This window comes from Vibrio sp. Vb1729 (assembly GCF_033338655.1).
GTDB lineage: Bacteria > Pseudomonadota > Gammaproteobacteria > Enterobacterales > Vibrionaceae > Vibrio > Vibrio alginolyticus.
The window spans coordinates 1-12,342 of record NZ_JAWOTB010000023.1 but is presented as its reverse complement, the minus strand read 5'-3'; the positions used below and the strand labels follow the sequence as shown (position 1 = coordinate 12,342).

At 43.8% G+C, this 12,342-nt stretch carries 11 protein-coding genes and 1 tRNA gene; 8 read left to right on the top strand and 4 right to left on the bottom strand.

Annotated elements, in window-relative coordinates:
- The first annotated feature begins 48 nt into the window (after window positions 1–48).
- Together rnm and R7E29_RS13295 are read left to right on the top strand one after the other, a co-directional pair.
- On the top strand, window positions 49–906 hold the full coding sequence (rnm, locus tag R7E29_RS13300) for an RNase RNM (protein ID WP_005386777.1): 858 nt from the start codon (window positions 49–51) through the stop codon (window positions 904–906).
- A gap of 59 nt (window positions 907–965) precedes the next feature.
- On the top strand, window positions 966–1,586 hold the full coding sequence (locus R7E29_RS13295; protein WP_005376791.1) for an L-threonylcarbamoyladenylate synthase: 621 nt from the start codon (window positions 966–968) through the stop codon (window positions 1,584–1,586).
- Window positions 1,587–1,679: 93 nt separating this feature from the next.
- Here R7E29_RS13295 and R7E29_RS13290 read toward each other — a convergent pair whose 3' ends face one another.
- Entirely contained in the window at window positions 1,680–2,390 is a 711-nt protein-coding gene (locus R7E29_RS13290) for a calcium-binding protein (RefSeq protein WP_005376796.1), read from the bottom strand.
- Window positions 2,391–2,955: 565 nt separating this feature from the next.
- Between R7E29_RS13290 and rluB the strand changes: the two genes are divergently transcribed.
- Window positions 2,956–3,894 carry a 23S rRNA pseudouridine(2605) synthase RluB gene (rluB, locus tag R7E29_RS13285; RefSeq protein WP_005376798.1) on the top strand — a complete coding sequence of 313 codons (939 nt, stop codon included), beginning with the start codon at window positions 2,956–2,958 and terminating at the stop codon, window positions 3,892–3,894.
- A gap of 187 nt (window positions 3,895–4,081) precedes the next feature.
- On the opposite strand, the gene R7E29_RS13280 is transcribed toward rluB, so the two are convergent.
- Together R7E29_RS13280 and yeiP are read right to left on the bottom strand one after the other, a co-directional pair.
- Window positions 4,082–4,402, bottom strand: a complete 321-nt coding sequence (locus tag R7E29_RS13280) for an HI1450 family dsDNA-mimic protein (protein ID WP_005376800.1) — start codon at window positions 4,400–4,402, stop codon at window positions 4,082–4,084.
- 2 nt (window positions 4,403–4,404) lie between these two features.
- Entirely contained in the window at window positions 4,405–4,971 is a 567-nt protein-coding gene (gene yeiP / locus R7E29_RS13275) for an elongation factor P-like protein YeiP (RefSeq protein WP_005376801.1), read from the bottom strand.
- A gap of 194 nt (window positions 4,972–5,165) precedes the next feature.
- Between yeiP and R7E29_RS13270 the strand changes: the two genes are divergently transcribed.
- Entirely contained in the window at window positions 5,166–5,933 is a 768-nt protein-coding gene (locus R7E29_RS13270) for an elongation factor P (protein WP_017635724.1), read from the top strand.
- On the opposite strand, the gene R7E29_RS13265 is transcribed toward R7E29_RS13270, so the two are convergent.
- On the bottom strand, window positions 5,930–8,293 hold the full coding sequence (locus tag R7E29_RS13265; protein WP_054577041.1) for a DNA polymerase II: 2,364 nt from the start codon (window positions 8,291–8,293) through the stop codon (window positions 5,930–5,932). The two genes, R7E29_RS13270 and R7E29_RS13265, sit on opposite strands and share 4 nt — an antisense overlap.
- A gap of 427 nt (window positions 8,294–8,720) precedes the next feature.
- Between R7E29_RS13265 and uvrY the strand changes: the two genes are divergently transcribed.
- From uvrY to R7E29_RS13245, 4 genes are all read left to right on the top strand, one after another.
- A complete protein-coding gene (gene uvrY, locus R7E29_RS13260; protein WP_005386783.1) occupies window positions 8,721–9,365 on the top strand; it encodes a UvrY/SirA/GacA family response regulator transcription factor in 645 nt (214 codons plus the stop codon).
- Window position 9,366: 1 nt separating this feature from the next.
- Complete coding sequence (gene uvrC / locus R7E29_RS13255) at window positions 9,367–11,199, top strand: excinuclease ABC subunit UvrC (RefSeq protein WP_080773718.1); 1,833 nt, start codon at window positions 9,367–9,369, stop codon at window positions 11,197–11,199.
- Between the two features lie 46 nt (window positions 11,200–11,245).
- A complete protein-coding gene (gene pgsA, locus R7E29_RS13250) occupies window positions 11,246–11,803 on the top strand; it encodes a CDP-diacylglycerol--glycerol-3-phosphate 3-phosphatidyltransferase (RefSeq protein ID WP_005394805.1) in 558 nt (185 codons plus the stop codon).
- Between the two features lie 463 nt (window positions 11,804–12,266).
- Window positions 12,267–12,340 (top strand) — tRNA-Cys (locus tag R7E29_RS13245).
- The last annotated feature ends 2 nt before the right edge of the window (window positions 12,341–12,342 follow it).

The window sequence follows — 12,342 nt, the reverse complement described above, 5'->3', positions numbered from 1 at the left end:
TGCGAGAGTAAAAAGTCAACCCCAAAACGGCATTAAAACGATAAAAATATGAGAATTGATTTACATAGTCACACCACTGCATCGGACGGTCGGTTAGAGCCTAAAGATTTAGTGGAAAGGGCGCTGAGTTTTGATATCGAGGTTTTGGCGATCACTGATCACGATACGGTTGACGGTTTGGCGTTAGCTAAGCAATACGTTCAAGATAATAATTTGCCGATAAAAATCATCAATGGCATTGAGATATCGACCGTCTGGCAAAACAAAGACATTCATATTGTCGGCCTGAATATCGATCCGGAAAATGAACAATTATCTGCCCTCATAGAACAGCAGAAGCAGCATCGCATAACACGATCTGAGTTAATTGCAGAGCGACTACAAAAAGCAACTCGAGTAGGTGTGCTTGAAGAGGTAAGGCAAATCGCCGGTGATGCTCCAGTGACAAGAGCGCATTTCGCGAAATGGTTGGTAGATAATGGTTACGCAAAAACCATGCAAATGGTGTTTAAAAAATACCTAACGCGTAATAACCCAGGTTATGTACCACCGAATTGGTGTTCGATGAAGGATGCGGTTGATGCTATCCATGCGGCTGGTGGAATGGCGGTATTAGCGCATCCTGGTAGATATAAGTTGACAGCGAAGTGGATTAAGCGTCTTCTAGCAGCGTTTGTCGAAGCGGGTGGTGATGCGATGGAAGTTGCACAGCCACAGCAAGCGCAACAAGAAAGGCGCAACTTGGCTGATTATGCTATACAATACAAACTATTAGCCTCTCAAGGCAGTGATTTTCACTACCCATCACCGTGGATGGAGCTAGGAAGGAACCTATGGTTGCCTGCTGGCGTCGAACCAGTTTGGAAAGATTGGGGAATAGATCCTTCGTTGAATAATACTCAGTAAGACGAAGTCGAGAACCCATAAAAATATAGAGCCGAGAGGCTCGATAATGAGGAATTACAATGAGCCAGTTTTTTTACGTTCACCCAGAAAACCCACAGGCTCGCTTGATTAATCAAGCAGTAGCAATCATTCGTAACGGCGGCGTTGTGGTTTACCCTACTGATTCAGGGTACGCACTTGGCTGTCAGTTGGAGAACAAACAGGCACTGGAACGAATCTGTCAGATTCGTCGTCTGGATGATAAGCATAACTTTACTTTACTGTGTCGTGATTTGTCGGAGCTTTCTCTCTATGCGCGAGTGGATAACTCTGCATTCCGATTGCTGAAAAATAACACACCAGGTCCTTACACCTTCATCTTCAAAGGCACAAAAGAGGTGCCGCGTCGTTTGATGAATGCAAAACGTAAGACCATCGGTATCCGTGTTCCAGACAATCAAATTGCCTTGGACTTGTTGGAAGCATTAGGTGAGCCGATGATGTCTACGTCGTTGATTCTACCTGGCAGTGACGTAACAGAATCTGATCCAGAGGATATTCGCGATAAACTAGAACATGCGGTTGATGTGATTCTTAATGGCGGTTACCTAGGTGAACAACCTACGACTGTAATTGACTTTAGCGAAGGTGAACCTGTTGTGGTTCGTTTGGGATCTGGTGACCCTGCACCATTCGAATAGTAGACGCACACCACCGTCAAACAAAATAGGAGGCATCGCGCCTCCTATTTTAGTTGTCATATCGAATATCTCATTGAACTTAACTGATTGAGGTTAAGCGAAATCGAAAATGTCGATACCATTTTGTTCTGCATAGTTGATGTATGCAGAGCTCACACCGTTTAGTGTCACTTCAACATTGTATTCATCACTTGAGAATACTGCCCAGCCACATTCATTGTAAGATAAAGTCAGATCATCCGCTGAATCCAAGAACGTATCTCGAATGCCATCGTTATCAGTGTCTCGGCCCATATCAAAGACAAGTTTGTCATGGAAAATATTAAAATCGACAATGTCGGCTTTGACATCAATATCGTTGGAAGATACTGGCTGATCAGGTACACCAATAGCCAGGCGGTTTGTAAGCACGAAGGTGTCGTCTCCACAGCCACCGCTCAGTACTGATTCACCATCACCAACAACGAGTGTGTCGTTACCCCAGCCACCACTCAAGTAGTTGTTGCCTGAATAATCAAAAATTGTGTCGTCGCCACAGCCACCAAAGAGTTTGTCGTTTCCTAATCCTCCGGATAGGAAATCGTTTCCAAAGCCGCCAGAAACAAAGTCGTTACCTCGGCCACCAAGCAAGGTATCGTCTCCCCAGCCACCGAAGACAATATCATTACCTCCGTATCCTACAAACTTATCATCACCACAGAAACCGAAGAAAATATCGGTTGTTTCAGAGCCTTTTGTGCCTGTCATATCGTCATCTTGAGATGTCCCAAAAATCCAATTTAGGTCGAGATTTAGCATAGACATTGTTCTATTCCTTTTTGTCTGATTTATGCCAATCGCCGAGAGTGCAGAGCGAACCTAGTGAGTCAGAGTACACGATAGCATTAGTGTTATTTTTGATGTGAACTAATGACTTAAAGACAATTTTTGTCTTGTTACCCATGACCTTGTTTTGCTATGAGTGCTCATTGTCTGCGGTGATTGGTATTACTTAGCAGCAAACAGGGACGGCTTATTCTTCGTTGCTTTCTAGCAATACGAACAGTAAACACACCCCAAGTGGTTATTGTTGTAACCCTGACAATTTTATCAGGTACCGCGTGGTTAAAGTGGTTCAGGAAGACCGATATTAGTGGGATTCTCGTTGAGCAATGCCTGCTTTAAGTAGTAAAAAAGTTGCAGAATAGGACAAATATTTCGGTCATTTTTGAAGTGAATTTTGGTGTGGAGAATGGCGCCGATTTAGCTTACATTAACTAAGAAAGTTACGTATAATGTCCGACCGAAAAATCCCACTGAAATGGGTAAATAGCAAAATACAGACCAATCCTGGTCTAGACGTCTGTGAAGACGACACATAGGTAGATAAATGAGCGAAAAGTTACAAAAAGTATTAGCACGTGCTGGTCACGGTTCTCGTCGTGAGATTGAATCGTTAATTAAATCTGGTCGCGTTAGCGTGAACGGTGTAGTCGCTAAGCTTGGTGAAAGACTTGAAGACGAGAGCAGCGTAGTTCGTATCGATGGTCACATTGTCTCTGCAAAGATTCAAGAAGAAGTGATTTGTCGTGTACTTGCGTACTACAAACCTGAGGGTGAACTGTGTACTCGTCACGATCCAGAAGGTCGTCGTACTGTTTTTGATCGTCTGCCAAAAATTCGTGGCTCTCGTTGGATTTCAGTTGGTCGTCTGGATGCGAACACTTCTGGTCTTCTACTTTTCACAACGGATGGTGAACTGGCGAACCGCTTAATGCACCCAAGCCGCCAAGTTGAACGTGAATACCTAGTGCGTGTGTTCGGTGAAGTAACTGAACAGAAAGTTCGTAATCTAGTAAAAGGTGTTGAACTGGAAGACGGTTTAGCTCGCTTTGAAGATGTTGTTTACGCGGGTGGTGAAGGCATGAACCACACGTTTTACGTTGTTATAAACGAAGGTCGTAACCGCGAAGTTCGTCGACTATGGGAATCGCAAGAGTGTACCGTTAGCCGTCTGAAACGTGTTCGTTACGGCGACATCTTCTTAGACAAGAAACTGCCTCGTGGCGGTTGGATGGAGCTTGACCTGAAAGAAGTAAACTACTTGCGTGAGCTTGTAGAGCTTCGTCCAGAGAAAGAAACCATGCTTGATCTGAACAAAGACAACACGTCACGCAAACGTGAGCGTGCACGCAGCCAAAAAATTCGTCGCGCAGTTAAGCGCCATGAAGAGCGTGTTAACACACCAAAAGGTCGCAGCAACAACCCTTCTCGTCGTAAGCCGAAGAAGACTGCTGGTGACCAAGGCGCACGCAACAAGCATCGTTAATCGATAGCAAAACATCAGAAAGGCTTGCCAATTCGGCAAGCCTTTTTCTTATCTGTTACATAACAAAAGGATCTAAAGCCGATATAGAGCAGGGTGTTTTGGATAAACAAATATCTCAGCTAAACAAAAACAGCAGATAAAAAAATACCAGCACTAGGCTGGTATCTTTGTTCATGATGAAGAAACGTTAATCGCGTTTCCAAAGCATATGGCAGAACTTATGTTCAGGGTCTCGGCTGATTAGCATACGAGCAAATACGTCATCAAGAACGTCATTTTCCTCATTTACTAGGCCGATACGAACCTCTGCATATACTTCTTTGTCGATCTCGAAGCCAACATGTTCAACCCAGTCATCACCGGTTTCAACAAGTTCTGCGGCACCACGATCTTCAAATTGCGCAGTAAACAGAATCACGTCAGCAGGCTCTAGGTTATCTGGAGCCATCTCAAGGAAAATGTCGTACGCTGCGTCGATGACGTCGTCGTAAGAAATCAAATCAGACATGCTTATGCTCGGCTCATGTATTTACGTTCAGCTGTGTTAATGATAACACGGTCACCAGTTGCAATGTACTCAGGAACCTGGATGACAAGACCTGAAGCGAAGCGTGCTGGTTTAGTACGAGCAGATGCAGAAGCACCTTTGATTGAAGGGTCAGTTTCTTCAATCACTAGCTCAACAGAAGATGGTAGTTCAATACCCACTGCAGCACCGTTAACAAGGATAATGTGGATACCTTGTGTATCTTCGTTGATGAACAGCATGTCGTCTTCAACTTCATTGTGCTTGAATGTGTATTGTGAGTAGTCTTCGTTATCCATGAAGATGTGCTCATCTCCGTCAGCGTATGAGTACACAACTGCACGTTTGTTCATTTCTACCGTTTCAACAACGTCATCAGACTTGTAACGCTCATCTACACGTGCGCCCGTGTTTAGATCTGTACAACGCATTTTGTAGATTTTAGCGCCGCCACGACCGCCAGGAGTCGTTACTTCGATGTCTTTAACTAGAAGAGTTTTACCATTAGACTCGATTGCGAAGCCTTTTTTGATTTCACTTGCCTTTGGCATTGTATATTCCTATTCATACTTATTAAGCAAAACTCGGTGATTATAGCGCTAAGTTAGCCGCCTAGCATTAAAATTCATTGCAGAAATTTGTTGTTACTCCCATGACTAAACACCTGAATGGACTTGATTCAGTGAGTCGGCTAAGAGAACATATAGTCCAACTTCTTGAACCATCTGAGAACACGTTTTAAGTCATGTCTCTGCCTGTTATCGATCCTAAACAACCATTTCAACCAGAGTTTGCGCCTTTAATTAGGGAAGTCACCGCTTGTCTCAAAGGTGGACTGGGGCAAAACTTACACAGCGTTTATGTATACGGTAGTGTTGCTCGCAAAACAGCGATCGTTGGGAAGTCGAACTTAGACTTGGTTGTCGTTACTCAATCATCCTTTGAGCACAATCGCGCGACTTTGCTCAACACAATTAAGTGGCGTGCGCAGCAGAGTTACCCTCACGTTAATGGTGTATCGGTCCGTACAGCCTTAGTGAGCGAAGTGGCTAATTTAGATAGTATTTTTACTTGGGGCTTTATGCTTAAGCATTGCTGTGTCTGTGTTTATGGTGATGATCTAGCAGACTGCTTCGGTGATTACGTCCCAAGTTGGGAAATTGCTAAGCACTGGAATATGGATGTGGAAGATTGGATTACGGTGTATCGCAAAAAAATCGTACAAGCGAAGACGATAGAAGAGCAGGTGGCCGCCCAGCGCGTGATTGCAAAAAAGTTACTAAGAGCGTCATACTCTTTGGTGATGTATCGAGATAAACGTTGGTTTGATGACCCTATACAATGTGGCAAGGTATTCTTAACTTATCATCCTGAAAAGCAGCTTGAGATCGAGCGGCTAGAAATTTTACTTTCTGGCCGGGGTATTCCCAAGCGTTCTGTTATCGGGCTAATTGATGCGTTTGGTGATTGGTTAGTCAAACAGTACCAGAAAACAGAGTTTCGTATCGGCTAAAACAACCCCATTTGTGGCGCTGAAAGCCTGTCAAAGTCCGTCCCAATGAAAGGGAGAATCGCATCCGCAACGGGTTTGAGTTGTTTATCAATGTAATGTTGATAATCAATCGGGCTATTGAGGTACTCATAAGGTTCAGGGCCGTTCACGGTAATAATGTATTCAATTCGCCCTTTGTTTTGATACTGTAATGGGCGGCCAAGCTTGGCATTTATCTCATCGGCTAAACGAGCTGCACGCACTTGTGGCGGGACGTTCTTCTGATACTCATGCAGTTTTCTTCGCAGTCGCTTTTGATACACCAACTGTTCATCAAATTCACCGTTGTTAGTTTTCTCAACCATCTCTCGGACATAGTCGCTTGGATCTTCACCATGGAAAATCATGCTATAGAGTGTATTTTGAAATTTCTGTGCTAACGAGGTCCAGTCAGTACGGGCACTTTCTAACCCTTTAAATACAATCCGTTCTTGCTTTCCTTCACCGATTAAACCCGCATAGCGCTTTTTCGAGCCAGTTTCTGCGCCACGAATCGTTGGCATAAGGAATCTGCGATAATGGGTTTCATACTCGATTTCCAACATAGATGTTAGGTTGTACTCAGAACGCAGGTGTTCTTGCCACCAAGAGTTGATGTAATCAACTAGTTGATTTCCAACAGCGTCAGCTTCTACTTGACTGTATGGTCGATTCAACGACACGAATGTGGAATCCGTATCGCCGTAAATCACTTGATATCCTTGCTCCTCAATCAGCACCTTAGTTTGCTTCATGATTTCATGTCCGCGCATGGTAATACTAGAAGCTAACCGAGTATCAAAGAAACGACATCCCGATGAGCCCAGTACGCCATAAAAGGAGTTCATGATGATTTTGATTGCCTGAGAAAAAGCTTTTTCATTGTTCTTCTTTGCCACATCACGTGCTGCCCAAAGCTTTTCAATCATTTCTGGTAAAAAGTGTTTCGTACGATGGAACTGCCCACCGCGAAAGCCAGGTACAGCCTGATTTTCTTCTTTTCCAATATCGAGCAATAACCCCTCAACTAAACCCATAGGATCAATCAAGAAAGAGCGAATAATCGATGGATATAGACTCTTAAAATCCAATACTAAAACAGAATCATATAGGTTAGGGATGGAGTCCATCACGTAACCGCCGGGGCTGGCAATCCAATTTTCAGGGTGTAGGTTCGGAGCAACGTAGCCTGCTCGGTGTATCTGAGGCATGTATAGGTTTGTGAATGCTGCAACCGAACCGCCGACACGATCCAGTTCGACACCAGTGAGACGAGAGCGCTCTATTGCAAAGTCGAGCAGGTGAGTGTGATTGAAAATCTTATTCACTAACATGCAGTCTTGTAAATTATATTTAGCCAGCGATGGTTTGTCGGAGCGGTACATACGATTGATCTCATCCATGCGGTCATGAACGTTGTGGATTTCTTTCCCTTCCCCTAAGAGTTCTTGAGATACAGACTCTAATGACCAAGACCGAAAGTGATAAGTCGCCGTTTTTAACGTATCGATACCGTCCATTACAACTCGCCCTGGAATGGAAATAAACCCTTGTTGGCTTTGAGATGAACTTCTGAAAAAGCTGGCTTGGTCTGCTCTACCAAGCATTAGCTTCATGTTGTGCCATTCTGCTCGTTTGTGTAGCAGACGAAAGTCAAAATCAATGACGTTCCAACCGACAATGACATCGGGGTCGAATTGTTTAAACCAAACGATGAGTGCTTCTAGAAGCGCTTTTTCATCCTTAACCCACTGTATCGGTGTCTCCGAAGGTTCTGGTTCTCCGATCATGATAACGCGGGAATCCATGACGCTGTCTAATCCGATTGAGTAAAGAATGCCTTTCTCAGAGCATTCTAGATCTAACGAGACAACGTTTAACTTCGGCTCATATTGCCCCGCACGGCATTTTGCGCTCTGGACGCGTTGGTAGCCATTGGTGCGAGTCACATTGCCTGTAAACTCGATACTGCCTTTGATAAAACGCTCCATTAGGTAGCGATCGGCGAGGCGAATATCACTTTCATACGTAGTGATATCTTTTTGAGCGAATGTGTCTTTGAGTGCGAGAGCGTCTCTGGTTACATTGGTATAGCAGGCAGCAAGAGGCGTATGTTCAAACGTTTTGAGATCCAAAAGGCGGATGTCGACGAATATGTTTTTTTCTCGTGCGAGTGTTTTTGCTTGCTCTGAGTGTTTCTGAGCGATGAAAAATACTGGCTTCTCACCATTAATAATTAACTGAGTAGGACCTGCTTCTGTCGAAAGCCACAGCTCGATTTGAGTTTGACCTTTGATGTCTCGTGCCTGTCGAGTTAGCAGGAAGCCTTGTTGAATATTCAAATGTGAGAAACCTTAGAAAACTTGAAGAACGTTAGTTTAACACTAAGAACTGTAAAAATAACCAGTAAAGAAAGCGTCTCAAATTTTTGCTGGAATTAGTGATTACAAGTTAGTCTTTGGTGCAAGAGGGACAGTGTCATTTTAAGTTATAGCGTGTTTCTCTGGGCAATATGAAACCTAGTTACTTGATTTATTGTACTTAATGTTGTTAATTGTCTTTTCTTAGATTTCGGTTCTGCTCATCACGCTCTAAAATAATAGAGTGGTTTATGAATAAGTTCTTGCTAAAGTTTGCGTTTCAGCACATATTCATAGAAAGCAATTTTTTGTCGATTACGTTAGTATATAGGCAGTCATACTGATATCCACATTTAACAAATAATGGTTATGTGGGTGCAGAACCAATACAAAGTGTGGAGATACAAGTTTGATAAATGTTTTCCTTGTAGATGATCACGAGCTGGTTCGCACAGGGATACGACGTATTATTGAAGACGTCCGTGGAATGAACGTAGCAGGAGAAGCTGACAGCGGTGAAGATGCAGTAAAATGGTGTCGCAGTAATCATGCTGACGTCGTTTTAATGGACATGAACATGCCAGGAATTGGTGGCTTGGAAGCCACTAAAAAAATTCTTCGCGTGAATCCTGATGTGAAAATCATCGTACTTACCGTTCATACAGAAAACCCGTTTCCAACCAAGGTGATGCAGGCAGGTGCGTCTGGTTATTTAACCAAAGGTGCTGGCCCTGACGAAATGGTGAATGCGATTCGTGTAGTTAATAGTGGTCAGCGTTACATCTCACCAGAGATTGCGCAGCAGATGGCATTGAGTCAATTTTCTCCAGCCTCTGAGAACCCTTTTAAAGACTTATCCGAACGTGAATTGCAGATCATGCTTATGATCACCAAAGGCCAAAAGGTAACGGATATTTCTGAGCAACTTAATTTAAGTCCAAAGACAGTCAACAGCTATCGCTACCGACTCTTTAGTAAATTGGACATTAATGGTGACGTTGAGTTAACTCACTTAGCGATTCGCCACGGAATGCTGGACACCGAGACCCTTTAGCGTGAATCCTCCTTTCGATTCGGCTTCCTTTCTCAAGACAGTAACTCATCAGCCCGGCGTTTACAGAATGTACAACGCCGAAGCTGTTGTAATCTACGTAGGTAAAGCCAAAGACCTTAAAAAGCGCCTTTCAAGCTACTTTCGAAAAAAAGTAGACAGTGAGAAAACTCGCGCGCTTGTCAGTAATATCGCCAAAATAGACGTCACGGTGACTCACACTGAGACAGAAGCGCTGATCTTAGAGCATAACTACATCAAGCAGTATTTGCCGAAATACAATGTGTTGCTGCGAGATGATAAGTCTTACCCTTATATCTTTATTAGCGGTCATAAGCACCCACGGCTTTCTATCCACCGTGGCGCCAAGAAGCGCAAAGGTGAATATTTTGGCCCCTACCCAGATTCTGGTGCAGTAAGAGAAACATTGCATTTGCTGCAAAAGATATTTCCTGTGCGCCAGTGTGAAGACACTGTCTATTCCAACCGAACGCGCCCATGTTTGATGTACCAAATTGGTCGTTGTGCAGGACCATGCGTTAATACCATCATTTCTGATGAAGAATATGCAGAGTTGGTTGGCTTTGTGCGCATGTTTTTGCAAGGCAAAGATCAGCAAGTACTCAAACAGTTGATTGAGAAAATGGAAGTTGCCAGTCAGCAATTGCGCTTTGAAGATGCCGCTAAATTTCGCGATCAAATCCAAGCGATTAGGCGTGTTCAAGAGCAGCAGTACGTCTCAGAAGACAGCATGGATGATATGGATGTACTCGGGTTTGCTCAGGAGAATGGTATCGCGTGTATCCATATCCTGATGATACGCCAAGGCAAAGTGCTTGGTAGCCGTAGCCATTTTCCGAAAATCCCACAAAATACAAGCCAGCAGGAAGTGTTCGATAGTTTTCTGACTCAATACTATTTGAGCCATAACGAAGCACGTACAATTCCTTCTCGTATTATTTTGAATCAAGAGTTGGCAGAAGATATTGCGCCAATACAGAAAGCGTTAAGTGAAGTGGCAGGCCGTAAGGTTCATTTTCATACGTCGCCAACTGGCTCTCGAGCAAGGTATCTCAAGCTTTCGAATACGAATGCACTAACGGCGATTACCACCAAAATCAATCACAAGATGACAATTAATCAGCGTTTTCATGCGCTTCGCGAAACATTGAAGTTGGAGTCTATAGCTCGAATGGAATGTTTTGATATCTCCCATACGATGGGGGAAAGCACGATTGCGTCATGTGTGGTGTTCAACAACGAAGGCCCCGTAAAGCAAGAGTATCGTCGCTACAACATTACTGGGATTACCGGTGGTGATGATTACGCAGCGATGGGACAGGCATTAGAGCGCCGTTATTCGAAGCAATTGGACGTAGAGAAAATTCCCGACATCATCTTTATCGATGGCGGTAAAGGTCAGTTAAATCGTGCGCATGACATCATTTCGCAGTACTGGGGGGATTGGCCAAAGCGTCCTATCATGATTGGTATTGCAAAAGGCGTTACTCGCAAACCAGGTTTAGAAACGCTGATTACAGTCGATGGGGACGAGTTTCATTTACCAAGCGATGCTCCTGCGCTGCATCTTATCCAACATATTCGTGATGAAAGCCATAACCATGCTATAGCGGGGCACCGTGCTAAGCGAGGTAAAACCAGACGTACGAGTGCACTCGAAGGGATTGAGGGAATCGGCCCTAAACGACGTCAGGCGTTACTCAAGTACATGGGTGGGTTACAAGAACTTAAACGTGCAAGTGTCGAAGAAATCGCCAAAGTACCGGGAATAAGTCACTCTTTAGCAGAAATTATTTTCCAAGCATTGAAACAATAAGGAAAATCGCGCAACATTAAGCCGCAATGTGTAAGAGAATAATAAAATGCGTTTGAATATCCCGAACATTCTGTCTCTTCTTAGACTGTTCCTAATCCCTGTTTTTGTGGTTGTCTTTTATCTACCTTATTCATGGGCACCGTTTGCAGCAGCAATGGTGTTTTGGGTAGCGGGTTTTACTGACTGGCTTGACGGCATGTTGGCCCGTAAACTTGGCCAAACTTCTCGTTTTGGCGCGTTTATTGATCCTGTCGCTGATAAAGTGCTAGTGGCAACGGCATTGATTCTAATCACGGAACATTATCATTCAATTTGGGTGACCATTCCTGCGGTAACGATGATTGCGCGAGAAATCATTATCTCAGCATTGCGAGAATGGATGGCTGAAATCGGTAAGCGAGCGAGTGTTGCGGTATCTTGGGTTGGCAAAGTAAAAACTGTTTCGCAAATGTTCGCCTTATGGGTGTTGATATGGCGTTACGATGAATGGATGGTTTGGCTAGGCTTTGCGGCCTTGTATGTGGCAACTTTCTTGACATATTGGTCAATGATTCAATATTTGGCTGCTGCGAAAGACGATCTGTTGAATGAAGAGCACCATTAAATTCTGATGTTAGAAAGCAGGCTTAATAGCCTGCTTTTTTGTATCTAAGACAATCTACAGCATTTTTTGGCTTCTCTCGCTTTTCAATGCTTGCTAATGGCCATGTTTGCAATTTGTATCTGGGGCTTTTGCTTCGATAGAGTTCTATTTGTGATCTAAGTCTTGTTTTTGTCCTTGGAGAGTCTTAGAGAGGCGAGTCTTCTGATTATTAATACTTCAATGCACGCAACGCACGGCCAGCAGTGTAAGGCGTAGCCAAAGTTTTATGATAAACAAGTGTATTTAAGCGATTTTTAGTATTAAAACTAAGCAATCCATCGTCTTTCGCACAAATTCTAGTCAAACGATTTAAAAAAATAAAAATAGTGTTGACTCGATCGCTCGAATCCGTAGAATGCATCCCGTACCCAAGAGAGCACGACTCGAAAGGGTGGTGAAAAAGCTTAGCTTTATTCACAGATGAGGCGCCTTGGCAGAGTGGCTATGCAGCGGATTGCAAATCCGTGGACCTCGGTTCGACTCCGGGAGGCGCCTCCATT

What these genes read in the sequence shown, in the direction of transcription:
- rnm (WP_005386777.1), top strand. Translation starts at nt 49, where the DNA reads ATGAGAATTGATTTACATAGTCACACCACTGCATCGGACGGTCGGTTA.
- R7E29_RS13295 (WP_005376791.1), top strand. Translation starts at nt 966, where the DNA reads ATGAGCCAGTTTTTTTACGTTCACCCAGAAAACCCACAGGCTCGCTTG.
- R7E29_RS13290 (WP_005376796.1), bottom strand. Translation starts at nt 2,390, where the DNA reads ATGTCTATGCTAAATCTCGACCTAAATTGGATTTTTGGGACATCTCAA.
- rluB (WP_005376798.1), top strand. Translation starts at nt 2,956, where the DNA reads ATGAGCGAAAAGTTACAAAAAGTATTAGCACGTGCTGGTCACGGTTCT.
- R7E29_RS13280 (WP_005376800.1), bottom strand. Translation starts at nt 4,402, where the DNA reads ATGTCTGATTTGATTTCTTACGACGACGTCATCGACGCAGCGTACGAC.
- yeiP (WP_005376801.1), bottom strand. Translation starts at nt 4,971, where the DNA reads ATGCCAAAGGCAAGTGAAATCAAAAAAGGCTTCGCAATCGAGTCTAAT.
- R7E29_RS13270 (WP_017635724.1), top strand. Translation starts at nt 5,166, where the DNA reads ATGTCTCTGCCTGTTATCGATCCTAAACAACCATTTCAACCAGAGTTT.
- pgsA (WP_005394805.1), top strand. Translation starts at nt 11,246, where the DNA reads ATGCGTTTGAATATCCCGAACATTCTGTCTCTTCTTAGACTGTTCCTA.